The organism is uncultured Croceicoccus sp. (genome assembly GCF_947496385.1).
Taxonomy (GTDB): domain Bacteria; phylum Pseudomonadota; class Alphaproteobacteria; order Sphingomonadales; family Sphingomonadaceae; genus Croceicoccus.
The window spans coordinates 70,225-95,372 of the sequence record NZ_CANMCP010000007.1; the positions used below are offsets into that span (position 1 = coordinate 70,225).

At 63.7% G+C, this 25,148-nt stretch carries 24 protein-coding genes and 1 pseudogene; 5 read left to right on the plus strand and 20 right to left on the minus strand.

Features of this window, described 5'->3' with window-relative positions; translation table 11 throughout:
- Positions 1-1,203 (plus strand): nucleoside triphosphate pyrophosphohydrolase family protein, encoded by a 1,203-nt coding sequence (locus Q0897_RS11925; RefSeq protein ID WP_299309673.1) that lies wholly within the window; start codon positions 1-3, stop codon positions 1,201-1,203.
- A 14-nt stretch (positions 1,204-1,217) separates the two neighbouring features.
- Here Q0897_RS11925 and Q0897_RS11930 read toward each other — a convergent pair whose 3' ends face one another.
- Positions 1,218-2,045 carry a hypothetical protein gene (locus tag Q0897_RS11930; protein WP_299309674.1) on the minus strand — a complete coding sequence of 276 codons (828 nt, stop codon included), beginning with the start codon at positions 2,043-2,045 and terminating at the stop codon, positions 1,218-1,220.
- Positions 2,045-3,145, minus strand: coding sequence for a TIR domain-containing protein (locus tag Q0897_RS11935; protein ID WP_299309675.1), 1,101 nt, complete (start codon positions 3,143-3,145; stop codon positions 2,045-2,047). Before Q0897_RS11935 ends, Q0897_RS11930 begins: the two co-directional genes overlap by 1 nt.
- Before the next feature lie 755 nt (positions 3,146-3,900).
- On the opposite strand from Q0897_RS11935, the gene Q0897_RS11940 reads away from it, so the two are divergent.
- Positions 3,901-4,131, plus strand: a complete 231-nt coding sequence (locus Q0897_RS11940) for a hypothetical protein (protein WP_299309676.1) — start codon at positions 3,901-3,903, stop codon at positions 4,129-4,131.
- 14 nt (positions 4,132-4,145) lie between these two features.
- On the opposite strand, the gene Q0897_RS11945 is transcribed toward Q0897_RS11940, so the two are convergent.
- The 18 genes from Q0897_RS11945 to Q0897_RS12030 all read right to left on the minus strand — a co-directional run bounded on the left by Q0897_RS11945 (position 4,146) and on the right by Q0897_RS12030 (position 22,220).
- The gene (locus Q0897_RS11945) at positions 4,146-6,851 is read right to left on the minus strand and encodes a conjugal transfer protein TraG N-terminal domain-containing protein (protein ID WP_299309677.1); all 2,706 of its coding nucleotides are present in this window, start codon (positions 6,849-6,851) and stop codon (positions 4,146-4,148) included.
- Positions 6,852-6,864: 13 nt separating this feature from the next.
- A complete protein-coding gene (locus Q0897_RS11950; RefSeq protein WP_299309742.1) occupies positions 6,865-8,262 on the minus strand; it encodes a conjugal transfer protein TraH in 1,398 nt (465 codons plus the stop codon).
- 40 nt (positions 8,263-8,302) lie between these two features.
- The gene (locus tag Q0897_RS11955; RefSeq protein ID WP_299309678.1) at positions 8,303-9,154 is read right to left on the minus strand and encodes a conjugal transfer protein TraF; all 852 of its coding nucleotides are present in this window, start codon (positions 9,152-9,154) and stop codon (positions 8,303-8,305) included.
- Positions 9,135-10,787, minus strand: a complete 1,653-nt coding sequence (locus Q0897_RS11960) for a conjugal transfer protein TraN (protein ID WP_299309743.1) — start codon at positions 10,785-10,787, stop codon at positions 9,135-9,137. Before Q0897_RS11960 ends, Q0897_RS11955 begins: the two co-directional genes overlap by 20 nt.
- 74 nt (positions 10,788-10,861) lie before the next feature.
- Entirely contained in the window at positions 10,862-11,629 is a 768-nt protein-coding gene (gene trbC / locus Q0897_RS11965) for a type-F conjugative transfer system pilin assembly protein TrbC (RefSeq protein WP_299309679.1), read from the minus strand.
- Complete coding sequence (gene traU, locus Q0897_RS11970; RefSeq protein ID WP_299309744.1) at positions 11,626-12,606, minus strand: conjugal transfer pilus assembly protein TraU; 981 nt, start codon at positions 12,604-12,606, stop codon at positions 11,626-11,628. The genes trbC and traU overlap by 4 nt, the downstream gene beginning before the upstream one ends.
- 41 nt (positions 12,607-12,647) lie before the next feature.
- On the minus strand, positions 12,648-13,295 hold the full coding sequence (traW, locus tag Q0897_RS11975) for a type-F conjugative transfer system protein TraW (RefSeq protein ID WP_299309745.1): 648 nt from the start codon (positions 13,293-13,295) through the stop codon (positions 12,648-12,650).
- Positions 13,296-13,300: 5 nt separating this feature from the next.
- Positions 13,301-13,849, minus strand: coding sequence for a S26 family signal peptidase (locus Q0897_RS11980; RefSeq protein WP_299309680.1), 549 nt, complete (start codon positions 13,847-13,849; stop codon positions 13,301-13,303).
- Complete coding sequence (locus tag Q0897_RS11985; protein ID WP_299309681.1) at positions 13,836-14,240, minus strand: TrbI F-type domain-containing protein; 405 nt, start codon at positions 14,238-14,240, stop codon at positions 13,836-13,838. Before Q0897_RS11985 ends, Q0897_RS11980 begins: the two co-directional genes overlap by 14 nt.
- Positions 14,237-14,647 (minus strand): hypothetical protein, encoded by a 411-nt coding sequence (locus tag Q0897_RS11990; RefSeq protein WP_299309682.1) that lies wholly within the window; start codon positions 14,645-14,647, stop codon positions 14,237-14,239. Before Q0897_RS11990 ends, Q0897_RS11985 begins: the two co-directional genes overlap by 4 nt.
- A gap of 22 nt (positions 14,648-14,669) precedes the next feature.
- Positions 14,670-17,225: a type IV secretion system protein TraC gene (traC, locus tag Q0897_RS11995; RefSeq protein WP_299309683.1), complete on the minus strand. Its 2,556-nt coding sequence runs from the start codon at positions 17,223-17,225 to the stop codon at positions 14,670-14,672.
- Positions 17,226-17,960 carry a conjugal transfer protein TraV gene (locus Q0897_RS12000; RefSeq protein ID WP_299309684.1) on the minus strand — a complete coding sequence of 245 codons (735 nt, stop codon included), beginning with the start codon at positions 17,958-17,960 and terminating at the stop codon, positions 17,226-17,228.
- A gap of 12 nt (positions 17,961-17,972) precedes the next feature.
- Complete coding sequence (locus Q0897_RS12005) at positions 17,973-18,869, minus strand: DsbC family protein (protein ID WP_299309685.1); 897 nt, start codon at positions 18,867-18,869, stop codon at positions 17,973-17,975.
- Positions 18,866-20,221, minus strand: coding sequence for a TrbI/VirB10 family protein (locus Q0897_RS12010; protein WP_299309686.1), 1,356 nt, complete (start codon positions 20,219-20,221; stop codon positions 18,866-18,868). Before Q0897_RS12010 ends, Q0897_RS12005 begins: the two co-directional genes overlap by 4 nt.
- Positions 20,214-20,969: a type-F conjugative transfer system secretin TraK gene (locus Q0897_RS12015; protein ID WP_299309687.1), complete on the minus strand. Its 756-nt coding sequence runs from the start codon at positions 20,967-20,969 to the stop codon at positions 20,214-20,216. The genes Q0897_RS12010 and Q0897_RS12015 overlap by 8 nt, the downstream gene beginning before the upstream one ends.
- Positions 20,969-21,541: a type IV conjugative transfer system protein TraE gene (locus Q0897_RS12020; protein WP_299309688.1), complete on the minus strand. Its 573-nt coding sequence runs from the start codon at positions 21,539-21,541 to the stop codon at positions 20,969-20,971. Before Q0897_RS12020 ends, Q0897_RS12015 begins: the two co-directional genes overlap by 1 nt.
- A 12-nt stretch (positions 21,542-21,553) precedes the next feature.
- Positions 21,554-21,841 (minus strand): type IV conjugative transfer system protein TraL, encoded by a 288-nt coding sequence (gene traL, locus Q0897_RS12025; RefSeq protein ID WP_299309689.1) that lies wholly within the window; start codon positions 21,839-21,841, stop codon positions 21,554-21,556.
- A 34-nt stretch (positions 21,842-21,875) separates the two neighbouring features.
- Positions 21,876-22,220, minus strand: coding sequence for a hypothetical protein (locus Q0897_RS12030; protein ID WP_299309690.1), 345 nt, complete (start codon positions 22,218-22,220; stop codon positions 21,876-21,878).
- A 346-nt stretch (positions 22,221-22,566) separates the two neighbouring features.
- Here Q0897_RS12030 and Q0897_RS12035 point away from each other — a divergent pair, with 346 nt between their 5' ends.
- The 3 genes and pseudogenes from Q0897_RS12035 to Q0897_RS12045 all read left to right on the plus strand — a co-directional run.
- Positions 22,567-23,034: a helix-turn-helix transcriptional regulator gene (locus Q0897_RS12035; RefSeq protein ID WP_299309691.1), complete on the plus strand. Its 468-nt coding sequence runs from the start codon at positions 22,567-22,569 to the stop codon at positions 23,032-23,034.
- Positions 23,035-23,080: 46 nt separating this feature from the next.
- The gene (locus Q0897_RS12040) at positions 23,081-23,329 is read left to right on the plus strand and encodes an AlpA family transcriptional regulator (RefSeq protein ID WP_299309692.1); all 249 of its coding nucleotides are present in this window, start codon (positions 23,081-23,083) and stop codon (positions 23,327-23,329) included.
- Between the two features lie 659 nt (positions 23,330-23,988).
- Positions 23,989-25,046: pseudogene (locus Q0897_RS12045) on the plus strand (IS630 family transposase); the annotation flags it as partial.
- Positions 25,047-25,148: the final 102 nt, after the last annotated feature.

Genomic DNA, 25,148 nt, shown 5'->3' on the forward strand with positions numbered 1-25,148 from the left:
ATGCCTGAACTCGATACGATTCGATCAGATTTCGGGAACGGGGCAAGCGGGCCGCTCGCGCTCGACGAGTACCAGGAATTCGCGCGGCGAACATACAAGGGTGATCTTGACGGAGAGGAACTGTTCCGGTTCCTCCTCCTAGGCCTGCATGGCGAGGTCGGGAGCCTTCTCAGCGAACTGAAAAAGAAGCAGCGCGACCGAAGTGCCTACGTCGCTTATTCGCGGTCGGCAGTCGAAGAGACGGGCGATGTGCTGTGGTACCTCGCCAACGTAGCGTTGGTCGCCGGAATCCCCTTGTCTGCGCTCGCCGGGACAACCGAGCTCGACACCGGCTCAGGCGCGGCGACGACATTTGCCGACCTCGAACCGCAGGCAGCACTGTTTGAGGAGCCCGCGTCGAATGCCGCAGTACACGAGGCGCTGCTGGTCCTGGCGGCGCGCACCGGGGACATCGTGTCACGTTTCGGAGAAGGACCCGCAGGAAGCGAGCTACACGCTAGACTGGCCTTGGTATTCGCCGCCCTGGTGAATGCGGCTAAGCAGGCGCATGTGAGTATCGAGGGGGCCGCGACCGCAAACCTGTCGAAACTGCTCGGTCGCTGGCCGATAACGCGTGATCACGGGAAGCTCTACGACGAGGATTTCCATCCCGACGAGCAGATCCCTAGACGTTTCGCGGTGGAATTCCGGGAGAGGCAGGTAGGCGGTACAACCTATGCTTTCCAGTCCATCAACGGCGTCAACCTAGGTGACCGGTTGACCGACAACAGCGCGGGGGACGACGACTATCGCTTCCACGACGTCTTCCATCTCGCATTCGCGGGCATCCTTGGTTGGTCGCCCGTCCTTCGCTCGCTCCTCAAGGTCAAGCGCAAGAGCGACGGTCGGATCGACGAGATCGAGGACGGCGCAAGGGCTCAAATTACGGAAGAGGGCATCTCCAACTGGATATTCGCGCATGGCCTTCGCCATGGTGCATTCGAACATGTCGACAGTCTGGACTTCGCGCTCCTCAAGACCGTGCAGGAGATGGTGCGCGAATACGAGGTGAATGACCGACCCCTCTGGATGTGGGAGGAGGCCATTCTCGCAGGGTTCTCCGTGTTCCGCGATCTCAAGCGAAACCGCGGTGGCACGGTCGAAGTAGACCTTCACAAACGGAGCATCGAATATTCGGAGGCGGCCGCATCAGGCGGCGGATGAGCGCAGAAAGCCGCTCATAGAGCTGCCGGGCCACGGCGCAGACGCATAAGTCCGCGAAGGACGAGAGCAACCGCTTCGTCGATGTGAGGAGTGACCGCAAGCGTACGGTTCTCCTCCGGAATCAATCCGTTCGACAGGTCAGCCGTCGAAACATTCGCGAAGATGTCGCGCTGGCCCCAGTCGCGCGCCGTGACACCGGGGACCTCAGCGAGGCCCAAGGTCGAGGCGATATCCGCCGCGCAGCCTCCAAAGCCGCCCAGAATGTAGAGCGGTCGGCGCTCATCCAGGGCCACCTGCGCCTCTTCGGCAATCCCCGGCATCGCACCGAGATATCCATCCACTTTCCCGCCTGCGATGATGCGGGCGGAAGTATCGCGACCCATACGGCGCCGCATCATCGTCAATCCTTCGATCCACTCGCCGGGCTCTGCCTCACGGGTCTGGAGGTCGCGGCGCTGATCCTTCGCCAGCGGTGTCCCGTCCTGAGCGAGGAAGAGCAATTCGGCCATGCCCTCCAATTCCTGAGAATACCGCTCGAGATCGTGGAATGGTTTCGAGATGTGCACGGGCCATGCGAGGTAGCTTACGACAGCCGCACGTTGGTCGCCCTCGTCAGCATCGCGGCGATGCCGCGCGACGAGCTCGAACAGGATTTCCGTAAACCCGTCCGCCCGCAGATCGCCACCATAGGCAACCCGTGCGCCCAGGGCGAGGAGATGGCGCGCCATCTCCGCGGTGGCATCCCGCAGGTGGGCCTCTCCCATGCCGAGCGCACCGAGGTCAGGGCTCTCGGAAACGGAGATCGCGACCGCTTGGTCGGAGAGAGCTTCACTATATGCCATCACGCCTTCTCCGCCAGCCACTCGGTGAAGCTCCTTAGCTCCACCTGCGGTGCAACCGCTTCGAAGAGCCTCTGCTCCTCTCGACTGAGCGGAGGGTCGGGATACACCATCATCGGGTCCCCTGCCATCCCGGACTTCGGAAGCGCGGCCAGGGAAATGAGTTCGGGCGGCCGCGGGATGAACGTGACCCCGGGATCGCTCACTCTAGTCACCTCGATCCGGCACTTCCACAGGAAATCCCGCAAAACCTCGTCGAGGATCCGCCCGATGACATCGTCAAGGCGGTCCATGCCCACCGGATCCATGCGGACGATCGGGACATTCCCGAGATACGGAAATCCCCGCTCGTCACGGTCCCCGATGCAGTTCGCCACGATGAGCGGCACATTGTGGCGCTTCGCCTCTATGATCTCGCGACGACACCACTCCCGCGATGAGAAGCTGTCCGTATGAATGGCAACGACCGCGCTCTGTCGCACCCTGTTGAGAAGCACCCTGTCGAAGGGAACGCCGGCGGGGATGTCATTGACATCGAAGAACGACGAGAGACCCTTTCCATAGTGGAGGTGGCCCCGGAGCGCCTTGGCGATCGCTTCACCATTACCGGCGTGCTTGGAGTGGCTGAGAAAGATCGTCACTTTTTCGAGGTAGGTGTCAAGCGCCTCCTCGCTGTCGTCGCCGTGCTCCATCCGTACCAGGTAGTGGCGAAGCATCCGACACAGCTCGAGCGTGAGCTCAGAAATGAGTCTAGATGTCTTGGCTTCACTCGAACCCGTGAACTTGTCGAAGCGGATGGCCTGCTCACTCGTCAACGCCGTCGCCGAACGCTCGAAGGCGACGGGTAGCACCCGCATGCGCAGACCCCGCGCTTCGGCTTCTTTGGACAGGCTCTCGACATAGCGACGCCAAGCCGGATCGTCGACCATGTGCTCGTCACCGAGAACGATCACCGCAGTCGTCTCCGCGCTTTCGGGATCGATGGGCAGTGGGGACGGCTCGCCCGGTGCGGCCTCAGAGCGGAAGAGAACGCTGAGCCCCGTTCCTCCGGCAACGCTGTCGAACAATTCTCTTCTGAAGTGCGACATCAGCGTCTTCGCCATCGCATCTCCGGCAGTAAACGAAGGGTGCCAAGCCAAGTAGAGTGCGAGCAGCGGTCGTGTGGGAACTGTCATCGCAAAATGACTAGCTCGGATCGCCAGAGTCATCAATCACGAGAACAGGCCGGTTAAGAACCGCGCCTCGATGCCAGAACCGCATCTCAAGAAAAATCTTCAAATTTTGTAAAAACTTCTAAGGCTCGTCCGCGAAGAGAAACGAGCCAGCCCCGCTGCTACCGACCCAGTGCGCCGAAAAGCTGGTGTTGAGAAATTCGCTTCCCTGTCCTGACTGCTTGCAGCATGATGTGACCGAAACTGGATCCAGCTAAGCGCGGCCGACTGATTAAGCAGCTGGGACGGCGGCAAAGTCCATATCTTGAACACTCGACCGGGGCCTGAACGAATGGCGGCTTTCCAGCAAACGCTATGCCGTCGCGAATGGCCGTAATCGGGCGCGTTGCTGACGCCCGGATAATTCGGCTGGAATGTCCGCTATCCGGATCTGTAGCCCGAAAGCCGCCGTTCCGGTTTGTCCGACGTGGTCGACCCGATCCAACCAATTCCACATCGCCTGTTGCTTCTTCGGATGTTGATGGAAATCTCCAAAACCGGGTGTGATGGTGGTTCATTGAAGCGCCCGAGATAAGTTGCCAACGAGGTCAGAGAGTAGAGGGTGCAAAATATCGGCGAACCCTCAGGGGCCAAATTTTCCCCTCCCAATCCCATTCCGTTTCCGCTATGTTCTAAGGAGTAGCCGGATGAACGCCCTGATGCCCAATTTCGATTTCGATCCCAGAAACAAGCCTCACCGCGAGGAATGGCAGGGTTTTGCCGAAGTCGACGAGGCGATCCGCGAAAATCGCCTCATGGAATATCGCTTCCGCAAATCCTGGGCCGATCCCTGGGGTCGTAAACTTAATCTGTTTGTCGGCTTCATCATGGTGACTGGATTCGCATATCTTGGCGGCGCGCTCGCTGGATGGTGGTAGATCGCCAGCCGGTATTACCACTTCTTCACGTCATCCGCCGCGTCAGCGCTGGCCCCGCGTGCATCTTTCGTGGATTGCCGTAGCGCATCGCGAACCTTGCCGGCACGTTCGTCCCCGTTTGACTGCACGCGGCCTACTTCATTCTGGATTGGACCAATATCCGGGGCGCGTGGGACAGATCCGCCGATATTGCCGCCAACCCCTGATCGGCTGCGCACATCAGCCGACCCAGACACGTCGGGTCGCGCAACTGCCGGACCGGATTTCAGCACAAGCTGGTCCTCGATATTGTCACGCAGGACATCGGCGTAGCTTTCGATAAAGCGGGTCTGGAGTGCCCGGCCTTCGCTGCCGAGCTGGAACGCGACATCGTCGAAGCGCGCATTGCCGTAGAAATCGCGGTTTCGGTCGATCTCCGCCATCCCCCATTCGCGATAGGCCTGCGACAGGTTAAGCGTGCCCGAAGCACTGCCGCTGTCGAAGAGCGAGGCCTGCTGTTCTAGGCGATTGGCAATCTCTTCTGATCTCCGCGCTTCTCTTGAATAGCTTTGCGCTTCCGTTAGCGAAGCATTCATTCCGCTTGCCGACGTGGAGACCGACGAACTCGAATCCGTCCCAACGGTGCGAACAAATCCGTCGCGGGTGCTGGTCCAATTCCGGCTATCGGATAGCTGGCGAAGGCTACCGAGGATTCGCGACCGGTCTTCCGAGGCGATCCCGATATCGCTGTCCGTCCATGTGCGTTGTGCACCGCCTTTCAGACCTGCCTTTGCAGATGCGACGCCGCTCGTAGCCGCGGCACCCACGCCCGCATCACCGCCAATGAAGAATGACGTCGTGATATCGTCTGCCGCCCGCCGTGACAGTCCGAACTGGCGCTGCAGCGCGAGCGAGGCCTGGTCGACCTCGGAAAAGGCGGTCTGGATGCTGTCGGAATTCGACTGCCCGGTGGCGGTCTCGAAGGCGCGGCCCTGGCTGTACTGATCGCGCAGTTCGCGAAACCGCGAGACGGCGCTGCTGGTCGATTGCGCGGCGATATTGGCGAGGCTTTCGGAATTCGCGCGGGCCTCGCTCGCCCTGGTGGCAAGCCGGCTCGAGACTTCCTGGCCGACCGAGGGCGTGAAGGGGTAGTTCGAATTCGGGAGCTGGTCGTAGCTGGCTTCGGGATAGCTGGTCTCGACAGAGCCTGTGCCGCTGACGGTGCGGGTCTGCGCCGCGCCATAGGCAAAGGACGGCGCAACGGTCCCTTGCGCGAACTGGCGGGTGAGGACGTTCGAATTCTCGAAACTGGTATTGCCGAGGGCAACATTGCCGGTGCTCGCCTCGCGCGCGGCCTCCTCGGCGGCGTTCTGGCTGGGGTTCAGATAGCTTGTCGCATGATGCGAGATCGCCATGGCGCCGCGCGCGACCCCGCCGGCGAGGAACGGCACCGAAGCGATGAGATAGCCGGCAAGAATACCGATGTCGCTGTTGACGTCGGCCATGCCGGTAAAGCTGGCGAGCGTCAGGCCGTTCGATCCGGCGACCGCGCTCATGTCGGCCGCGCCCTTGGCCATCAGCATCATGTGGAGGATGACGAACAAGGGCCCCCAGGCGGCAAGATAGAAGAAGCCGGTGACATAACCTTTCAGGGCAACCGGACCCGACCGCGGCATCAGGAACAGCGGGTAGAGGACGGGGAATAGCGCGTAGAACAGGACGGTCAGGACCACGTTCAACAGTGGCACCCATTTCATGGCATTGCTGGCAATCGAGGAATAGGTGCGCTCGGTCTGGATATCGGCGCGGGTCTGGGCATAGACATCGACGCTCCCAGCGCCGCTCGCCCCCGACATCGAATGCATGGCGCTTTCCATCGCGTTGATGGTCAGCGTCTGCTGGAAAATCTCGGTCGCATTGGCCGAGACCCCGGCGAGATACTGGTAAGCGATGGGCAGATCAGCAAAGAGCTTGGCCTTGGCGAGCGCGGCGGACTGGTTGGGATAAAGCTGCCGCCCGAAGACACTGCCCATGTCATCGATCAGCCCGGCCCATTGCGTGGACAGCGCGTTATAGGCCTCGCGGCAGGTGACGATGTCCGAAGTGACCATGCCGCTGCCACTGTCGCGCACGAGAAAACGCTGCGCGCGCGCCTGGCTGCCGGGCGCGATCGTCGCCCAGATATCGCTGCTTTCGGCAAGGTCCTTCATCGACATGCGGCCGAGCAGGACATCGTAGAACACGCATTGCTTGAAATGCTCGTCGAGATTGGCGGCAAATTCCGGATCGGAAATCCGCAAGGATCGCGTCGCATCGTAAAGCCGCGCGCCGTAAATCATGCCGTTCTTTGAATAGTCGAGATCGCCGGGAAGCCCGAAGACGACTTCGGCCGAGCCTGTCAGGTAGTCGCCGACCTGGCTGGTGAAACTCGCCATGAGCGCAAGTCCGAGTGGCACATTGGCGACTTCTGCCGGCGCCAGGCCCGGGTTCAGCCGGTCGGTCACATGGACGTCGATCCGCGGCACCATCAGGCAGGAATAGATGAGGGTGGCGCCCAGGAACCAGTTGATCCAGGCGCGCCAGTCCTGGTTGAAGGCAAGGGTGAGGGCGGAGAGCCCCAGCCCCATGACCATGACAACCTGGATCAGGCTCTTGTAGCCGCCGTTTCCGGTCCAGGCGGCGACGGCCTGGAAGGTGCTGACGAGATAGTCGCCGCCGCCGATGGTGAAGATCTCGACCATGGGAAAGTCCCGATCAGTGGGTGAGCGCGCGGGTGCGAACACCGCGCGACCAGTCGAGCGAGGCGGCCATGCCGGGCGACATCGAGGCGGCGAGCACGTTCTCGATAAAGGCGGTCTTCTCGATGATCTGCAGGACGGCATTGACGCGTAAATGCGTATTGGCCTGCCGGTCGGCCAATGCGGTGCGCACGTCCCTGACCTGGCGCTGCCACATCGCAAGCTTGGCCTCGTCGGCGCCGATAAAGCTGGTCATCGAGCGGCCCGCTTCGCCGGTAATGCGCTCGAGGATCGCGAAGAGGAGGTCGACGCTGGCGATCTCGGCGAGGGTTTCGCGGTCGTCGGTCGGCATGCCGCGCCCATAAGCGGCCTGGACGGTGAGAACCTTGTAAAGCGGGACCGAGGAAACCTGCAGCAGTTCCTTCTGCGCATCGGAGATCGCGGTGTCGTCGCGGATCGCATCGACCATGCCGGTGATGAGCGCGGCGACGCGCGGGCGAAGCGCCTTCGAGGCAGGCAGGTTCAGCGTCTTGAAGCTGGGGTTCAAACACTCGGCGGGTTCGTTGCAATCGAACACGCGCACATCGCCTGCCGCGGTGCCATCGAGCAGCGCGGTGACGAGCGTCGAGGAGGCATCGCCGGCAAAGGGCACGAACTTGCCGGGTTCGTCGTCCTTGGGCGGGATATAGATGACGGTGCCGATCAGCGTCATCGCGTATTCGGCGAGTTCGCGATCGAAACTGCCGCCCGGATTGAAGAAGGCGCTCTTCTTGAGGATTGTCCAGGTGTAGTTGCGGGGCACGCCGGGATTGACGTCGTCGTACTTGCCCGCGCCTGCTGCGGTGGTGCTGGCGCGCTCGCCCTTCGTGCCGCAGCCGTGCTTCGCCGCGGCATAGTCGGTGAACACGCCCTCGCTATTGCCGATGGCTTCGCAGATCGCCTTGTCGGCAAGATCGCCCTTGGGCCAGACGCCGCCGACCAATCCTTGCGCCATTTCGCAGGAATTGATGTTCAGATTGTTCATCAGCTGCGCTTTTTGCGAAAATTCCTGCATGATCTTCGAGCATTCGGGGCAGACGGTGTCGATCGCGAGGGAGAAGGCAAAGCCGATCGAATTGTTGGCGACGGCTTTTAAAAGCGCGACGATCTCGCTCGCATTGATGAACGAGAAGGAGCCAGCAAAGATGTCGATGCCGCCGCAGCCTGCGCGGGCGCGCGGCAATTGCAGGTTGGCGATATTGGTCGTTTTCTGCGGAAAGCGCGTCCAGACATTACCAAGACTGTAATAGCCCGCCGACTGGCCCTCGAACGCCGTAGGCCCGGTGACATTCGATGCCCCGCCGAGATCGCCGAGGAAGGTATCCATTGATGAGCCGACATCGGCCAAAGCCGGGTCGGGGAGCGTGGCGCCCATGAGCGCGAGGGCGGCAAGCGCGCCCGTCCATGGCTTGCGGCTAAAAATCATGTCCGGCGTCCTTGCTTGTGAGGAGGTAGATGCGGTCCTGGAGTTCGTCGGCGCTCATCACGCCGTAGCCGATTGGAATGGCGCGCTGGTTTTTCGCGTCCCAGAGGACGACCGCAGGCGTGACCTTGGGCTCGAGGCCCATGCGGGCGCGCTGGTTGGTCTCGACGGTGTAGTCGGGAAACTGCTTCGACGGCCCGCCATCGGTCGAGATCGCGCGTACGGTAATGTTCCAGGTCGATGTCACCGAGCGCACGATCGGGCTCATGACCTCGCAGGCGCCGCAGCTCTGCGCGAAGAAGTAGAACAGGCCATAGCGCGCCGATAGCGAGCGCATGGCAGCATCGCGTTCGGCTTTCCTTGCATCCTGCCATTGCCGCTTGCCGAGCGTCGAGACCGGGCGTTGCAGGGTATAGTCGAGCTCGGGATCCTGCCAGATCGCGCGTTGCCAGACATCGGAAAAGAGCGCGGCCTGGTCGAGCTGGCGGCGCTGGAAGCGGATATAGGCGGTGACATTGGCCGGCGTGGGCTCGATGATCGCGCGCGCCTTCAACTCGCGCAAGGTCATGGTGATTGCATCGAGCTTTTCTACCGCGCTCGATGCGGGCGGCTTGGCAGCGTCGGCATCGTCCTCGACCGGTTCGGGTCGGGCGCAGTAGAACCAGTAGCCGAGCCTCCGCTCCTCGCAATAGAAGGCGTCGGCGCCGTCGCCGGTCGCGACGAAGGGTGCGTCGGTCGACTTTCCGTTGGCCAAGGCAACCTTTGGTGCCGCGACAATAATCGCGGCGAGAAGCGTCAGGGCGACGGCGAGGCGCCGCCAGGTCTCAGGAGCCGGAACGGGCATAGTAGTCCTCGATTTTCTGCTGGATGTCGCTCGCTGCCTCGAGCTCGTCGGGAAGGCGCGCGGCGTCGGTGAACTCGGCGTAGACTTCGGAGAAATCCATCCGGCTCAAATCGAGCCGCGCGAATTCGTCAATGGTGAAGCCTTCGCATTGCTCGCGCTTGGGACTGTCCCAGGGCTTGTTCAGCTGCACCCGGCCCTGTTCCTGGAGGATCCGGCTGAGCTTCGATTCAAAGCAGCAATAGACCTTCTTCTTGGTGAGGCAGACGCCCAGAAAACTGTCCGAGCAATAGCTCCCGACATAGGCGCACAGGCCCTGCGCATCGCGTTCATGGAGCAGCACTTCCTCGCTACTGCAGCCCAAGGCCACGAGGAGCTGCGAGCCGGGCAGCAGGGGGAAACCCTTGCCCTTGCAACAGTTGAGGACGCCGAAGACCTTCGACGAGCAGGTGTTGCGCGTGCCTTCGAAGAGGCGGAGTGTATCAGGATCGAATTCGCGGCGGGCCTGGTCCATGGCGTTCAGCGCTACGACCGCATCCTTGAATTCGTCATTCGGTGTGCGCTCGATCGTCTCGCACGAACCATCGATGCAATAGACATCCCCGTCGCAGATATACTGGGTGGTGCCTGTTTCTTCGTCGGGCAGCGGACAATCGTAGACGCGCTCCCAGGTCCGGCAGGGTTCGCCCGAGAGGCAATCCTCGCGCACCAGCGTGCAACCGGGTGTCGTCTCGAGCGTGACGCAATCCTCGGCGGCTGCATATCTGTTGCAGGTGTAGCTGCGTTCCCAGGCCCAGCAGGGTTTCGTCACCGATTGGCCATCGATGATCCGCGTCACCGGATCGGAATCGGTGCAGGTCTCGACTTCGCGCGCGCAGGTATCGTCAGCTTCGAGCCCGGCGCAGGCGCTCTCGTTGCGCGTGGTGACGAGCACGTCCTCGAGGCTGGTCGCGTAGGGCTCGAGCGGCGGGACGGGCGCGCTGCATGAGAGCACGTCGACGCGCAAGGTGCCGTAGCAGCCCCAGTAATAGCCCGACCAGTAGCCACAGATCGGGATCGACTGCGTGACCGTGTAGGTGTCAGCCGAAAAATTGCTGCAGTAGTACGGGCTGGTGGGATCAATGCCTGACCCTTCGACGCAGTAATACTGGTAGCGCGTCTGCTGCTCGATCCGGGCTTCCAGCGTAATCGGGCAGGTGAGCAGGTCCTGCTTCGCGGTGTAACCGGCATTACAGGTGGCGTAATAGCGCCCCGGCGACGCGGTCCCGCCGGGGAGCGGAACGCAGGCCCCTTGGCTGCCGGTGACCGACATGCCGCTGGTATAGGACAAGGGATCCTCGCTGATGGTCGTGCTGCGCGCGAGCACGGCCTCGATATCGGCGGGATCGAAAGTGGCGCGGCTCTCCATGGACTCGCGCATGACGCGGTAGCCGGTGTGGGCGGGCGCGGCGCTGGCGGCGCGGGATGTAAGGTTGTCGGGATCATCGCCATAAGTGCTTTCGATGGGATCGGCATCGTAATTGGGTATCAGCGACGGATCGGGCGTGGTGGTGGCAGCCTCCTGCGCGCGACTGGCGAGCGATCCGGCAAAAGCCTTGCCGTCGGCTTTCGCGTCGCCGGTCGTGGTTTGGGCCATGCCGGGCTCGATGGCGCCAAGACCCGAGACGAGTACGACCGACAGTGCGATGGCGGCGGCGGTTGGCACGCGCATCATGGTTGGACTCCCTCAAGCCGGGCAAGATGCTGCGCGGCGATCCGCGCGCCGGGGCCGTTCCCTTGCGCGAAGGTCTCGAGGACATGGGCGAGCGTGACATTGCCGCACATCCGGTCGTGCGGCGGGACGTTGGTGGTGCAGTCGAACCCGTCGCAAAGATCGAAGTCGCTCGCGGCAACGACATAGGTCGGCACGGCCTCGACGCCGAAGGCGCGGAACAGGCGCGGGTCGATGCCGACATGCTCGAGATGGGCGCTGCCCTCAGCAATCGGCGCGAGCGCGGCGGTAAGGCGTTTGACGCTCCCTTGCGGAAATCCGCGTAGCACGACCACACCGCCCGCCTTGCCAACATCGGCGATCATCGCGGCGAGCGCCGCTTTGGGCATCGACGTGCTGGCAAAGGCGATCAGCCGGGGCTGGCCGGCCAGTTCGGCCTCGGCCATCTCGCCCGCATCGACGATCATCCGGTCGAAATCGAAGGTCTGGCTGTCATCGGGCTTGGCGGCACTTGTTTTTGCCGCGGCGGTATAACGCGCGCCGTTGTCGGCGCCGTCTTGCGCGGCCGCCTTGGCTTGCTCGGTCACCGCTTCGGCGCGGCGGCGCGCCTCGGCGGCGAGCGTTTCGGCATCGCTGGCCTGCGCCCTGGCCTTGGCGCGGATCGCAGCGAGATCGAGTTCGGGGTCATGGACTTGCGCCGAGGCGGCGGCAAGGCCTGCGGTCACCGCGAGGCTGGCGAGCATGGCGAGGGAGATTTTGCTGGTCATAAAGCGCAACAGTTCCGCTTGCGCCAGACGAGGTAGCCCATGTCCTCGCCGATGGCGGGATAGACCTGGCCAGCGGACATAAAGGTGGTCGAGGCACCGATGGGGGCGCAGGCATAGCGTCCGCTCGTCTGGGGGTTGGGATTGGTGGCCTGGAAGCGGTATTGCTGCTTGCGCATCACCGGCATCAGGTATTTGCCGCACAGGCCCTTCGAACCCATCGTGCCCCAGGCGGCGAGTTCGCGGTGGAGCTTGTAGGCAAAGCGCGAGAGCACGAGGCGCGAGGCCTGAACATGGCCGATCGTCGCCGAGACATTGCCGTTAAGCGGATACATCGAGCCCTGGCAGCCCGCGCACCAGAACAGCTTATCAGATGGCAGTTTCCGGGTCGCCTCGACGCAATCGGCGGCACAGGCCGCCAGCGCCAGCGGATTGGCGAAAAGCACGGCCTCGGGATTGATGATCGCGGTGAGTTCGGAATCCTGCCAGAGCGGATCGAGCTCGGAGATATAGAGGATGTCGACCGAGCCTGTTTCCAGGCACAGGAAATCGGCGACGAGCTCCATCCAGTAGATCAGCGGATAGGCGTACCAGTGGACGTGCCACTGCGAATGGTACTGCGTCGCGCCGCCCACCGCCGATGGCCCGGCCATGGTCTTGAAGCCGATGTCGAAACCGGGATCGAGCTTCATTCCGCCGAGATTCACGAAGCACCAGGGCTTCATCGACACATCGGCGAGCCGGACCGGCTCCCAGAAACCCATGGCGATGCCGGGGCGCAGACCGCAGAGGCACACCGGCAAGTCGGGATTGTCGGGATCGGGCCGGTTCGACGGCCAGATTTTCAGGCTCCCGACCGAGATCGGGAACAGGCAGGACCAACAGATATCGGTGATCGGGTTGACGAAACTCCCGGTGCAGCGCCCGGGCCCGGCATCGGCGCGCGCCGGCGTGGCGGCCAGCGTTAGGCAGGCGAGCATGACGACCAGAAGCCGGACGATCATAGGGAAAGGGCGACGCGTCATGGCTGCCGCTCCCGTTTGGATGGCAGCGCGTGTTCGCGGATCTGGAGCTGACGACCCTGCTGTTCGACGACGGCGGGCATCGCGCGGATGCCGAAGCGGCGCACCAGCTTGCCCTCCTGGTCGAACCAGAACCGGCGTTGCCGGGCCTTCATCAGCTCGAGCGGCGCGCCGGCCACCAGGATGAATTTCGCCTTGTTGCCGGCGTAAGTCTTTGTCGCCCAGGCGAGCTGCTCGGGATCGTCGCCATCGAGAAAGACGAGCGCTTGGCGCAGCGGCACGCTGTCCAGCGGATTGACCCTGGTGCCTGCGGCAATGATGACGCGGCCCTTGTCGTCGGTGATGTTGTCGGCGACCGCAATCGTCGGATCGAACAGCCAGGTCCGCGGGGCTTCGGCACGCACGAGTCCGGCGACCGGGCTCGGCCGATTGACGCGGGCGATCGTGCGCTGCTTAAGGCGTTCGTTGAGTTTTTTCGTGGCGCCGCTGGCCTCGAGCGCAGCAAGGCGCGCGTGGATCTGCGAGAGCAGGTCGGGTTCGGCGATGGCCCAGACCGTGCCCTGCTGGCCATAGTCGCGCGCCGCCGCGGGCATTGCGGCGGCAAGGCCGGCCAGCGCGAGCGGTAGCAGGAGGGTAAGGCCGGGCATCCGGATCACAGGATCGGCCTCCCGACCCCAAGGATGCGGTCCTGGCAAATCCATCCGATCGGGGCATAGCGGCTGTCGAAGGAATCGGGATGGTCGGTGCCAACGTAGTAGCAGCCGGCGGGGATCGTGCCCGTCGGCCCCAAGGCGAGCGCTTCGCCCTTGCGGCTTTTGGGCTTGGCCGTGGCGACGACCTCACCGTTAATCGCGAACGTCCGGCCCTGCCGCGTCACCACGTCGCCGGGCATGCCGAGCACGCGCTTGCCGAAGGGCTGCGGCCTTTTTCCGAAATGCGCGGTCAGGAGTTTTGACGGCGGCGGCGCAAACAGCACGATTGCGCCGCGCGTCGGCACGGCGTCTTTCTCCAGCCAGATCGCCCAATGCGGCAGCGAAGGGCTGGCATTGATCAGCAGCGCATGGCTCTGGGCAAAACCTTGGAGCGCGGTGAGCGCCAGCGTGCCGGCGCCCAGACCTGCCAGCAGCGTCAGGCGCGGCCAGATCCGGCTTGAGCGGGGTCGGGGCCGAAGACGAGGGATGAGACGATCAGCGCGCGGCATGGTCCAATTCCTGCATCCGCCGCGCGACATCGGCGCGCACGATGGGCGTCATGTCGCGGGCCTGGCCCGCGAGCACGGCCTCTCCGACCAATACGGTGCGGCCGTTGCGCCCCTGCGCATCGACCGAGGCATCGATGGCTTCGAGATAGGCCGCGACACGCCGCTGGCTTGCTTCGGGGTCGGCGCCGCTCCTGGCTTCGGCCTCGACGAAAGCGCCGATCAGCCCCGAGAGTTCGACGGTCACGACCTCGCGGCTTTGCAGCGCGAGCAGCGTGCGCGTTGTCCAGGCGCCCCAGAGCAGCGCTGCGAGGAGCAGCACGCCAAGCCCGAGCGAGGCGAGCGGAACGCCGAAGACCTGCCGGCGCGCCGCGAATGGGACGAGGCCGCTCATTGTGCGTTATCCTGGTGTGCGGTGTTGCCGGTGACGTCTGCCAGAAAGGCCGGCAGACGCCACATCGCGATCAGCGTCGTGCTCGAGATCAGCACGATTTGGATCATCTGCGAAAAAGCGAGCTTGCGCGCTTCGCCGGCGGCGATCCAGCGTGCGGCGAGATTGTCGACCTGCCAGAACAGCACGTCGAGATTGCCGCCCGAAATCGCCAGGAAGAACAGCAGCGGCAGGCCGAAGGCCATGAGCCAGCAGGTGCCGAGAAAGCCGCAGGCCTTGAGGCTGATGTACGCGATCTCGGCGCCATGCCGGCGCCAGCGCGCGAGGCGTTTGGACAGGATTGCGTTCGGATGCTTGTCCCGTGTTGGCGGCGCGGCCAGCGCGCGATCGACGGGGGTGGAGATATGCATGTTCATGAGAAAAATCGGTCCTTCAATCGGGAGTGTGCGTGTCGGGAAAGGCGATGCGTTCGATGGCATCGGCCAGCTGATGGCCGCGCGCGATCTCGTGTTCGATCGCGGCGAAGGTTCCAGGCGAGCTTGAAAACAGCGTCGCCGAAAAAGGATCGAGGACGAGCCGACCGATGGCCTCGGTCTCGGGGCCCTTGATGAAGACTTCGGAATAGTCGGTGCCCGAGCGCTTGAGGCTGCGGATCAGCGTTTCGGAGCGGTCGTCCATGTCGAGGCGCTTCGACGCCTTGAAGTCGGCGATCGTCTCGCTCTTCTGCTGGAGGATCAGCATCCAGTCGCTGTTCTCGAGCGCGGCGGTCGCGCCATCCGACTTGTAGTAGTCGTTCAAGGACTGGGTCGCGGTGGCGAGCGCGCCGCCATATTTGCGGCAGGTGCGGGCATAGGTTTCGACGAACTCGCCCATCGACCCGCCCTTGAGGAGGCTCCAGGCCTCGTCGATCAAGAGCAGCTTCTTCACCGACCGGTCGCTGCGGGTCATTGCCTGGCTGGTCATGAACATGATCGCCGAGAGCACGACCGCGCGCAGTTCCTCGCGCGCCGCCAGATCGCTCATCTCGTAGACGATGAAGGGGGCACCGACCTCGAGGCTTGCCTGGCCCTCGAAGAAGGCGCCGTAGGTGCCGCCTCGCATGAAAGGCGTGAGCGCGGTCGCAAGATCGTGCGCGGCGGGTTTGTCCGAGGCAGCCAGCGCTTCGCCGACCGCGGTGACGCTGGCGGCAGAGCCGTGTGCGGTCCAAACCTCGTTCACCGCCTTGTCGATGAGGCCGCGTTCAGTATCGTTGAGCGGCGCGCTGTAGCGCGCCATCTGACCGATAATGGCTTTCACCATTGCGAAGCAGTCGAGGCGGTAATCCTCGTCGTCTTCGGCACGAGTTCCATCGATCATCGAAAAGGGATTGAGGCAGAACCCCGAGGCGAGGGTGAACTCGACGAAGCGGCCGCCCTGCAATTTGACCGAATGCTCGAAGCTGCGCCCATCGTCGATGACGACGACTTCGGCGCCCGCGCCTCGCAGCGCCGCGCACATTTCCTGGAGCAGGACGGATTTCCCCGATCCCGACTTGCCGCAGATCGCGACATTGTGATTCCCCGCCTCGTTCTCGAAGGGCGACCAGTAGAAAGGCTGGCCGCGCCGCCCGACCAGCAGGAGGTGCGGCAGCGGGCCACCGAGATACTCGCCCTGCATCGGCGCGATATGCGCCGCCGTCGTCGACAGCAGCGTGCGCATGCGCTTCAAACGCGCCATGTCGGTGGCCAATCCATCGGCGAGCGTCAGCGGCAGCGCGGCGACAAGCCCCTGGATTTGCAGGAAGCGCTCGTCGGCGAGGTCCCATCCGGCCGCCTTGTAGATCGACTTGATCGCGCGCTCGTGCCGGTCGCCTTCGCCCAGTGGCGAAAAGCTGGTGAGCCCGTAGAAGACTTTGACGAGCCGTCGTCCTTGCTGGAGCTCGGCCTGAACATGCTGCCATTCGGCCGACTGTTCGGCGAGACGGGGCAGGAAGCGCGCGCTTTTGGAGCCTGCGAGCGTCGTCGTGCGCATGAATTTGTAGCCAGCTTTCGCTTCGGCGGCCTGGCGGTCGGGATAGACAAGGCAGAGCGTGGTCGCGACCGGACAGGGAAAGCGCAGCTTGTCGGTGAAGAGATCGCCGATGAGCCGCGCGCATTCCCAAGGGGCCCAGCGAGCGGGCATGTTGCGCACCGCGTAGTGGCGCACGTCGAACGCGTCGGGATAGACGGTGCCAATCTCGGGCACACCGTCGTGCTCCTCGCCGGTTGCGCGGAACCGTTCGGTCGCGAGCACCATGCGATCGTCCTCGACCGTCAATTCGATATCGCGGCGCAGGATTTGCGAGGCTATCGGATCGTGCGGGTTATAGGCCAACGCATCGTCCTGCGGGGCGGTGGTGGGCGAAGTCAAATCGTCGACCAGCGCGATCAGCGCTTCGGGGCCCATTTCGCTGACGCCGAGGTTCAAGGATTTGAGCATCGAGACCAGCCCGTCGCGCGCCTGGGCGAGTTCGTCGTTCGGAACCTCGCTCTTCGACGGGACGCCGACCGAAATCACCACCTGGTGATGGCGGGCATGGAAGGGCGCATCGGCAGAGCCCGATTTCCAGACGAGGCCGTAGAGCCGGCGCGCGCGGTGGCGCGCGATCGCTTCGTAGACTCTGCCCTGCAGGTAGCGCGGAGCAAACCAGGGCGCGACGATCCGGCTGATGCGCGGGCTCGCATAGTGGAGAATCTGGACGCAGGCGCCTTCGGGCAACCCTTCGGAAAACCAGGCGCCGAGGATTTCGCCGGTGCGCTCGTCGGCGCCGATCAGCGGGGTGACGGCAAGAACGAAGCCCTTCGAACGCGCGTTCACATAGAGGCGCGATGCGGGATCGAAGACCCGGTAGGGTAGCCAGTCCGAGAGCATGTCGAGCATGAGCGCGGGACGCGCGGCTTCGCCATGTTCTGCATCGCCGAGGAGGCCGGTGAGCACACGGTCGGCCAAAGTTCCGATCGAGAGCGCCATTTATTTGGACTCCTTTTGTTCTTCTGCGCTTTGCGCGGCGACCACGGCATCGAGGTTTGGGAAGCCGGGTCGGATGAGGTGCGTCGGGATGGGCGCGGGAATAAATTGCCGGGAGACCCGATCGGGCGGGACGGTGCCGTCTCGAAGTCCCCCGGCTGCCGGCAGGGGTGGGCCGGCATCTGCCTCGCGCGCCTCGGAGGGGACCGGGGGAGGAAGCGGCGAGGTAGCGGTAAAAGGTTGTGCGACGAACGGATCGCCTGCTGGCGGCGCAGCGATCTCGGCGCGGGCATCGGCGTGTGGATCGCCAGCGCCTTCGGCATCGCGGATCTGGCGCCTGATCGCGCGCAGCAGCGTTGCCGGGCGGCCCCTGGCCGTGCTGCCCTGAAGCTCGGCGGCCCAGCGCGGGGTCTCGACAACAATCCAGGCGACGGCTTCTTCGTGCAGTGTGCCCGACTGGTCGATATGCGCGGGGAAAATCACTTTCAGGCGCCGTTCGGCGGTACGCGAGCTATCGCCCGGCGTGACCGCACCGGCGGCAAAGGCTCGGCTCTCCGGGGCTGGTTCAGTGCTGGCGATCCCGGCCACCGCATCCTTGTCGGTTACCGCGGTGGGCGCGCAGGTGCCTTTCAAGGCGCGGCAGGAGAAATCGCCTTCGATATTGGTGCCAAGCCCGACGCAGCCGCTGGCGGCGAAAATCATGGGCAGTAGCGCGAGGGGGCGGAGGGAATAGGTCATGGATTGCACTCCTCAGCGCGTCTTCGGGGTGGCGGTGAGAAAGGCGCGCAGCGCTTCGGCGGGGCGATAGCCTTCGAGCACCGCGCCGTCGGAGGGACGGACGATGACCGGCGTGCCGCCGTACCCGTGCGCCCTGGCAAAAGCCTCGTTCTCGTCGAGCCCGGTGACATCGCAGGGTTTGGCGCTGGCCAGCGCCACGCCAGCATAGGCCATGTGCAGCGAGACCTCGGGTCTCTTCGCGCAAAGCACCTGTTCGGCGAGCTTGCGGCTCTCGGCGCCGAAGATCGAGATCGGGCGTTCCTCGACCCGTGCGCCGATCGCTTTCAACTCGGCTTCGAGCTTCTTGCAGTAGCTGCAGTGGAAATCGGAAAAGACGGTCACGCGCGGGCCATCCTTGGGACCCCAATGGATCGCGCCCTTGTCCGACAGTTTGGACAGGTCGACCGTAGTGGGTGCTGCCGCGCGCGACGGGGCGGGAGCATTGTCGCCGTCCGCTTCGCTGCGCCTTGCCGCACCGGCAGCCAGCAGGTCGGGATTGAGTTCGAGCAGCCGCGCCGCGGTGAGGTCCTGGCGCGTTTCCATGTCGTAGACCCGGCCGATCACGAGATAGCGTGCTGTCCTGTCGACATAGAACAGCGTCTGCTTCGAGGCGACTTCGCACAGGCCTCCCAGCCCCTTGCAGACAATCGCGTCGATCGCGGTCTTCGGCAGCCGGACTTTCAGCGCCTCGCGCACGGCTTCGGTCGCCGTGGCACTGGTCCCTTGCGCGAAGCTTGCCACGCCCCATCCTGTCGCGCCCGAAAGCGCGAGGACGGCGAGCGTTGCCGCGGCGGGTTTGGTCCAGCGGGAACGACCGAGCGTTCGGGCGCGGGTGCGCAGGCGTTCGGCAAACTGGGGCTTCGGGGTCATTGGGCATTCCTCACGAAGGCGCCGTCGAGAAAGACGATCTCGACTTCAATGCCGGTCGGCATCTCGACGACAGGTTGGTATTGTTCGGCGCGTTCGATGAGATACTTGCTCACCGTATCGGCGGCATCGCCCGCGCCCTGGCCAAGTCCGCCGGCGAGGATGTCGGTGCCCGAGAGCTTCGAGCGCGTGCCGTCGGAATTGGCGGTGATCCCCGAAAACACCGAGTTGGCATTGGCGGAAAAGCCGCGCCCGAACCCGCCGACGATCCCGGCCAGCAGCGCCTGGCTGATCAGCGATCCCTCGCGGCTGACGATCCTTCCGCGCACCCCCGACTTGCCGGCAAAGGCGATGAAGCCCTTGACCTCGGAAACCGCGACGCGGCCGCCTGGCTGGTCGCAGGTCATGCGCGCCAGCTTGACGTAGACCTTTTCCGAGGAGAGATCGCCGCGCGCCGCGCCATTGACGACGCAGCCCTCGATCCGGGTGGTGAGCACGCGCCCGTCCTGCAGCACCGAGCGGGCGGGGCCGGTGATGCGCAGCACCACAGGGAGCGGATCGGTCTGCGAGGCAACGCCCGCCGAGGCATCGACGCCGACGATGACCCGCGCCGGCGCATAGGAATTGGGCGGCAGGTATTCAGGGGAATCCTCGATGACCAGCGGCGGCGCTTCGGCGCGCCGCACCGAGGCGCCGGCAGCACTTTTGTCCGAGGTAAAATTGAGCAACCGGACGCCAGAAGGCGCATTGCCATCGAGACCCGTCGCAGCGCCCGATTGCGACGGACCGGCGGGCGATCCGAGGCCGCGCGCATCGTAGCCGCCCGCTTGCGGGCCATAGGCCGGCGGTGGCGGTGTGGCAGCCGCCGTAGTCTCGGCCGCCGCGAGCCGGGTCTTCAGCTCCGCGTTCTCCGCCGAGATCGCATCGATCGCCGCTTCGCCATCGGCGCGCATCATTTCGTTCTCGGCGCGGATCGCCTGAAGCTGGGCTTCGAGTTCGCTGCGCGGCAGCTGGCTTTCGGCAAGCTTCTTCTGCTGCTGTTCGACATTGCCGACGCGGTTGTCGAAGACCGAGACGAACTCGCGGTTGGCGAGGTCGCGATTAACGAGGCCCGCCGTTTCGATCGTGCGCGCGCCATCGGTATCGGTGGAACTGCCGTCCTCGCCCCCGAAGATGATCCAGCTGCCGCCCAATAGCGCAACGGCGCCAATCGAAGCGAAGAGCATCTTCTGCCGGCGCTGGGTGCGCTCGTTGATATTGCTGGCGGCGGCGGTCTTACCCGGCGCGGATGCGCTGGGCACCTTGGTAGCGTTGGCGTTGGGAGCGCTGGTTTGCGGCTTCGTCGCGTCAGTCATGGGAAAACACTCCTGCGCCGGTGACGAGATAGGCACTGGTCGCTTCGCCGGGCGCGAGTTCGTCCTTGCCGAAGGCGAGGGCGAGCGTGCCCACAGGCGCTAGCGCGTCGGCATCGAGCGTGACGGGTGCGTTGGTGCGGTTGGCGATCCGCAGCACCTTGCCGGTGAAAGCCGCGCCGCGATAATCGCTGACCAGCTGGATCTCGAAATCGCCGACCCGCGCCGGCAGCCCGCCAAGGCTGCGGATCTCGTAGCCTTCGACGAGTTCAGCGCTCGCCATCGCGCGGATCAGCCGCACGGCGGTTTCTTCGGGCGCGGTCGCCTCCTCGAAACGCGCGGCAGCGTTTTGGCCGAGCGCCGGATTTGTGATGAAAACCTGCTGCGCGCCGATCGCCTCGATCCGGCAGGCGAACTTGTAGACCTGGCCTTTCTTCGTCGTCGCAAAGAAGCTGATCGAGCGGGCGGCAAAGGTTTCGGGGATCGAGACGTAGATGTCGCCGCGCAGCGGTTCGTTGCTCACCGCGAAATCGCTATAGGGATAGCCGCTCGAGATCTTCGAGACGCTGGCGAACTGGTCCTCGACCAGGGCGAAGCGGGTGAGTTCGCGCTGCGACACCGTGCAGTCGATCGCGGCGCCATCGGCGGCCTGCTTGAACTGGTCGGCCAATGCGGGCGTCGTGCCCGCAAGAGCAGCGGCAATCGCGAGACCTGCCAACGGCAGGCGCGGAATGGGATTGGGCCAAGGCATCAGCCAGCCTCCTTCTGGTCTTTGTCCGTGGAAACCTGGGCGAACCCGGCGAGCGCAAGCCTGAGGCCGCGATAGGTCCAGCTGAGGCGGAACCGGCGTTCGTCGCTCGCAATCACTTGCGAACCGACGAAGGTCTTGAGCTTCCCCGATACTTCGGACGTCATACCCTTGGGATCGACGGTCATCTGGGTGATGACGAAAGCCTGGCTGACATCGGAACCGCGCTGCTCGGCAACGATCTTGACGAGGTCGGCCTTCAATCTCCCGCGATGTGCGGGATCGGCGACATCGAGGATCGTCTCCATCCAGTAGTCGAGACCTTCGGGACTGCGATTGAGGAGCATCAGCGCGACATCGCGGGTGACAAGCTCGAGATAGTCGGCTTCGACCCCGGCACTCGAAACCGTCAGCGGACGCTCGAGCGTCGGCAGCAGCACGACTTCGCGGGCGCGGGTCATGGCAAGGCCGGTCGCGACGACGAGCGCGGCGGCAAGCCCGGCGCTCGCAAGCGCGAACATGTTGCGCTGGCGCAGCAGCACCTGCTGGTGCTCGTGGGCAAAATCATGGAGCATGGCTTTTCCTCCTCAGCCTGCCAGGCGGCGGCAGTGGGAGGGCGGCGTTGCGACAAGGCCGGTAAAGCCTGCCGGCAGATACCAATAGGCGGCATGGAGAAGCCAGGAGCTTGTGCGTCCTGCCTTTGCCTTTCGCAGAGCGAACCAGGCTCCCATGGCAAGCGCAATGCCGATCAGTATGTGCTGGGCAAGGATCCCCCAGGCGAAGGGGACGATCATCCCGGCGAACTCGTCGATGGTCCAGAAGCCGATCAGCTCCGGATCGTCGAGACGCCGTGGGATCATGTACCGGTCTGCCATCGTGGCCGCCCTCCCGTCGAAACCGCAGGTGCCGTCAGATCACCGCGGTCACGACAGAGGTGACGATGGGAACGCCCGTGCCGACGCCAATCCCAACGCCGACCGGCACCGCGACCTGGCCGAGCGCAAAGCGGCCCGAAGCGAGCGCGATCAGGCCGCCCGCGAGGCTGAGGACGGTAATGATCTTGCCGCCCGAGCCTTCGAGGAAGTCGGTGAACATGGTGAGCGCCGGATTGAAGGTGGTGTCGGCGCCGGCATAGGCGGTGCCGCCCACAAGGGCGGCCAGTGCAATCGGCAGCGCAAGGTTCGCGACCTTGGCGAGGACGGGCTTGCCGCGTGCCGAACGGGGGGCTGCGGCGGGGAGGGAAGGGGTGTGCATGAAGGAAACTCCGGTTCTTTGAGCATCGGTGAGCCAGCGGTCGACCCGCTGTGTGATCCTTCATGCGGCTAGGAAATCGGTGTAGGAAAGAGGAAAGCGTGATCCGGACAATGCTACGGACGGATATGGACCATCAATGGAGTTGGTGACGGCGTTCGGTGACGATAATGTAAGCTGAAATCGACTGTACTGCCGCAGAATCACGCGCTTTCTGTCGACGAATCACGACATCATCTTGTTCTCGTCATCATTCAACGAAAAACAAGATGTTCCGTTAATGTTCTTTCTTGTTTCCTACAGGCAGCCGGGTCGTTATGTCTGCGAGTCGCGATAACGACAGCGAGGCATGACGATGGACAGGCAGGCGAAAGATCAGGGTGCGGACAACGACCGGATTGCGCGGGTCCTGGCCCACGCCGTTGATAGCGCCGGGCGTTCGCGGGCCGATCTCGCCGCCGAGGCTGGCATGCACCGCGAAACCCTGACCCGGCTCATACGCGGCGAGCGACCGATCAAGCTTGAGGATGCCGCGCGGATCCTGTCGGTCTGCGGCGTGCCGGTCCGTTCGACGCTGATCCTTGCGCTGAGCGGCGAAGATGAACGCGCCTGCCAGTGGATGCGGCATGATGTTGGGGCGTTTCTGGAAGAATTCCTGGTGACGCTGCCTGGTGCGCTCGAGACGACGTTGGGCGAACGCTGCGACGAATTGCGGCCGCGTTGGGCGAAAGGCACGTCGCAGCTCGTCGCGCGCATGCTCGCCAATCATATCGACGACTTTGCCGCGCGCGATGTAACGGCGCAGCTGGTGCGGTAAGCGGGGTTCAGCCTGTTTCGGAGGGGACCGCTTCCGAACGAGGTGAATGACGATGAAAACGAACGATGTTGCGACGCTTGAGGATGATGCAGTTCAGGCTGCTGCCGCTCGGCCGCAGCGGTTGCTGCGGCTGCCCGAGGTGATGCACCGGGTTGGGCTCAAGCGCTCGGCGATCTACCAGTGGATGAGCGAGGGGCGGTTTCCGAAGTCGCGGTCGCTCGGACCAAAGTGCGCGGTCTGGGTGGAGAGCGAGGTGGAGGAGTGGATATTGACTGTAACTGCTTTCGAGGGATAGTCGAAGTAGTGATGAGTTGAAATGCCCCCCTCGGCCCTATCGTGCCGTGGCGTTCTGCATCCCTCCCCTGCTATCAGGATTACTGAGTTAATACAGTATACTGGGCTCAGAATTGTCATTATTTGCTGTATACTCTGCCTCTGAAAACTCGGCACCTGTGCGTTCGCTGTCTGTCCTTTCCTCGATTGATCGGTGGGATGTAGGAAAGCGGAAAAGTGCCGGGGGCAAGTGATCGCCACGGAAAATTGACGATCTTGGCTCTTATAGCAGGCGTTTGAGCAGGAAAAGTGGGATTTTGGCAGCGGCACATCGGAATTTGCGCCGGCGCTGACGGATTTTGCGCAAGCGGTGCTGGAAGCTGCACCAACGCACGGGAATGGGTGGTCGTTGTCCTTCCTAAATACTTCTTGGAAAGAAGATCGGTGCGCGCAACGCGATCCATAAGGATGCCATGCGTCGAATCCTGTCTGGCATGCGTTCACTTTTGCAGAAAGAAGCCCTGTCGATTCTCGAGGCAGCGGGACTGCAGGCCACCTGATGGCATCCACGCGCCTCATTCCGATAGGTTGTACCAGCCTGCGATGAGGCTGACTCATTTGGGGATTCCCAAGGCGACAAAAGTCTGACTCAATAGCGTCCTGCATCAGAAGGACGCGATAATGGGTCGGGCGATTGGCTTGCGGGATGATTTCGACGGACCAGCGCTTCGGCGACTGGCACGGAACTCAAAGAGCGCGCCACAAGCCCGGCGATTGCTGGCACTGGCCCAGATCTACGAGGGTGGTAGCCAGAGTGAGGCAGCGCGGATCGGCGGTGTCACCCTTCAGATCGTCCGCGACTGGGTGATCCGCTTCAATACCCGCGGTCCTGACGGGCTGCTGGGCAAGGCCCCAGGCAAGGCATCGATCCTCAATGATGCGCAGCGACGCGCACTGGCCGAGGCGGTCGAGCGCGGGCCTATCCCCGCGATCCATGGCGTCGTGCGCTGGCGGCTGATCGACCTGTCGCATTGGCTCTACGAAGAGTTCGCGGTGTCGCTCGACGAGACTACTGTCAGCCGCGAACTGAAGAAACTGGGCTATGTGAAGCTGACCGCCCGGCCCCGTCACCATGCGCAGAACGGACACGCCATGGAGGCATTCAAAAAGGGGGCTTTGCCTCGGCGGTGGCAGAGATCCGAGCCAACCTCCCGCAGGGCACGCCCATAGAGATCTGGTTCCAGGACGAGGCGCGCGTCGGGCAGAAGAACACCATCGCCCGCCGCTGGGCGCAGCGCGGCACGCGGCCATCTGCCCCCAAGGACCAGCGCACCAGATCAGCCTATATCTTCGGAGCCATCTGTCCCGAGGAGGGCAAGGGTGCCGGACTGGTTCTGCCCTTCTGCAGCACCCAAACAGTCACACTGCACCTGGCCGAGATCGCGTTTGCGGTGGCACCCGGCGCGCATGCTGTCGTGCTAGTGGATCCGGCCGGTTAGCACATGACCGGCAAGCTCAAGGTGCCTGCCAACATCAGCATCGTCGCGCTGCCAGCCAAATGCCCCGAGTTGAACCCGGTCGAGAACGTCTGGCAGCTCATGCGCGAAAATTGGCTCTCCAACCGCATCTTTACCTCTCACGACAACATCATCGATCATTGCTGCGAGGCTTGAAACAAGCTCGTCGTTCAGCCGTGGCGCATCATGACCATCGGCCGCCGCAAATGGGTCCGTGGGTTCGGATCATTGCAGGTTGGTATTAGCCGAGCCGTATTGGGACAAAGTTGGAAGGGTAGTGTCCCTGTAGATGGGGAATGAGCGGCGGCACAAAACTTATCACTA

What these genes read in the sequence shown, in the direction of transcription:
- Q0897_RS11980 (WP_299309680.1), bottom strand. Translation starts at nt 13,849, where the DNA reads ATGCCGCGCGCTGATCGTCTCATCCCTCGTCTTCGGCCCCGACCCCGC.
- Q0897_RS12040 (WP_299309692.1), top strand. Translation starts at nt 23,081, where the DNA reads ATGACGATGAAAACGAACGATGTTGCGACGCTTGAGGATGATGCAGTT.
- traL (WP_299309689.1), bottom strand. Translation starts at nt 21,841, where the DNA reads ATGGCAGACCGGTACATGATCCCACGGCGTCTCGACGATCCGGAGCTG.
- Q0897_RS11930 (WP_299309674.1), bottom strand. Translation starts at nt 2,045, where the DNA reads ATGGCATATAGTGAAGCTCTCTCCGACCAAGCGGTCGCGATCTCCGTT.
- traC (WP_299309683.1), bottom strand. Translation starts at nt 17,225, where the DNA reads ATGGCGCTCTCGATCGGAACTTTGGCCGACCGTGTGCTCACCGGCCTC.
- Q0897_RS11940 (WP_299309676.1), top strand. Translation starts at nt 3,901, where the DNA reads ATGAACGCCCTGATGCCCAATTTCGATTTCGATCCCAGAAACAAGCCT.
- Q0897_RS11990 (WP_299309682.1), bottom strand. Translation starts at nt 14,647, where the DNA reads ATGCATATCTCCACCCCCGTCGATCGCGCGCTGGCCGCGCCGCCAACA.
- Q0897_RS12000 (WP_299309684.1), bottom strand. Translation starts at nt 17,960, where the DNA reads ATGACCTATTCCCTCCGCCCCCTCGCGCTACTGCCCATGATTTTCGCC.
- Q0897_RS11985 (WP_299309681.1), bottom strand. Translation starts at nt 14,240, where the DNA reads ATGAGCGGCCTCGTCCCATTCGCGGCGCGCCGGCAGGTCTTCGGCGTT.
- Q0897_RS12010 (WP_299309686.1), bottom strand. Translation starts at nt 20,221, where the DNA reads ATGACTGACGCGACGAAGCCGCAAACCAGCGCTCCCAACGCCAACGCT.
- Q0897_RS12005 (WP_299309685.1), bottom strand. Translation starts at nt 18,869, where the DNA reads ATGACCCCGAAGCCCCAGTTTGCCGAACGCCTGCGCACCCGCGCCCGA.
- Q0897_RS11950 (WP_299309742.1), bottom strand. Translation starts at nt 8,262, where the DNA reads ATGGGCGCCACGCTCCCCGACCCGGCTTTGGCCGATGTCGGCTCATCA.
- traU (WP_299309744.1), bottom strand. Translation starts at nt 12,606, where the DNA reads ATGCTCGCCTGCCTAACGCTGGCCGCCACGCCGGCGCGCGCCGATGCC.
- Q0897_RS12015 (WP_299309687.1), bottom strand. Translation starts at nt 20,969, where the DNA reads ATGCCTTGGCCCAATCCCATTCCGCGCCTGCCGTTGGCAGGTCTCGCG.
- Q0897_RS11925 (WP_299309673.1), top strand. Translation starts at nt 1, where the DNA reads ATGCCTGAACTCGATACGATTCGATCAGATTTCGGGAACGGGGCAAGC.
- Q0897_RS11955 (WP_299309678.1), bottom strand. Translation starts at nt 9,154, where the DNA reads ATGCCCGTTCCGGCTCCTGAGACCTGGCGGCGCCTCGCCGTCGCCCTG.
- Q0897_RS12030 (WP_299309690.1), bottom strand. Translation starts at nt 22,220, where the DNA reads ATGCACACCCCTTCCCTCCCCGCCGCAGCCCCCCGTTCGGCACGCGGC.
- Q0897_RS11945 (WP_299309677.1), bottom strand. Translation starts at nt 6,851, where the DNA reads ATGGTCGAGATCTTCACCATCGGCGGCGGCGACTATCTCGTCAGCACC.
- trbC (WP_299309679.1), bottom strand. Translation starts at nt 11,629, where the DNA reads ATGACCAGCAAAATCTCCCTCGCCATGCTCGCCAGCCTCGCGGTGACC.
- Q0897_RS11935 (WP_299309675.1), bottom strand. Translation starts at nt 3,145, where the DNA reads ATGGCGAAGACGCTGATGTCGCACTTCAGAAGAGAATTGTTCGACAGC.
- Q0897_RS11960 (WP_299309743.1), bottom strand. Translation starts at nt 10,787, where the DNA reads ATGGCCCAAACCACGACCGGCGACGCGAAAGCCGACGGCAAGGCTTTT.
- traW (WP_299309745.1), bottom strand. Translation starts at nt 13,295, where the DNA reads ATGCCCGGCCTTACCCTCCTGCTACCGCTCGCGCTGGCCGGCCTTGCC.
- Q0897_RS12020 (WP_299309688.1), bottom strand. Translation starts at nt 21,541, where the DNA reads ATGCTCCATGATTTTGCCCACGAGCACCAGCAGGTGCTGCTGCGCCAG.
- Q0897_RS12035 (WP_299309691.1), top strand. Translation starts at nt 22,567, where the DNA reads ATGACGATGGACAGGCAGGCGAAAGATCAGGGTGCGGACAACGACCGG.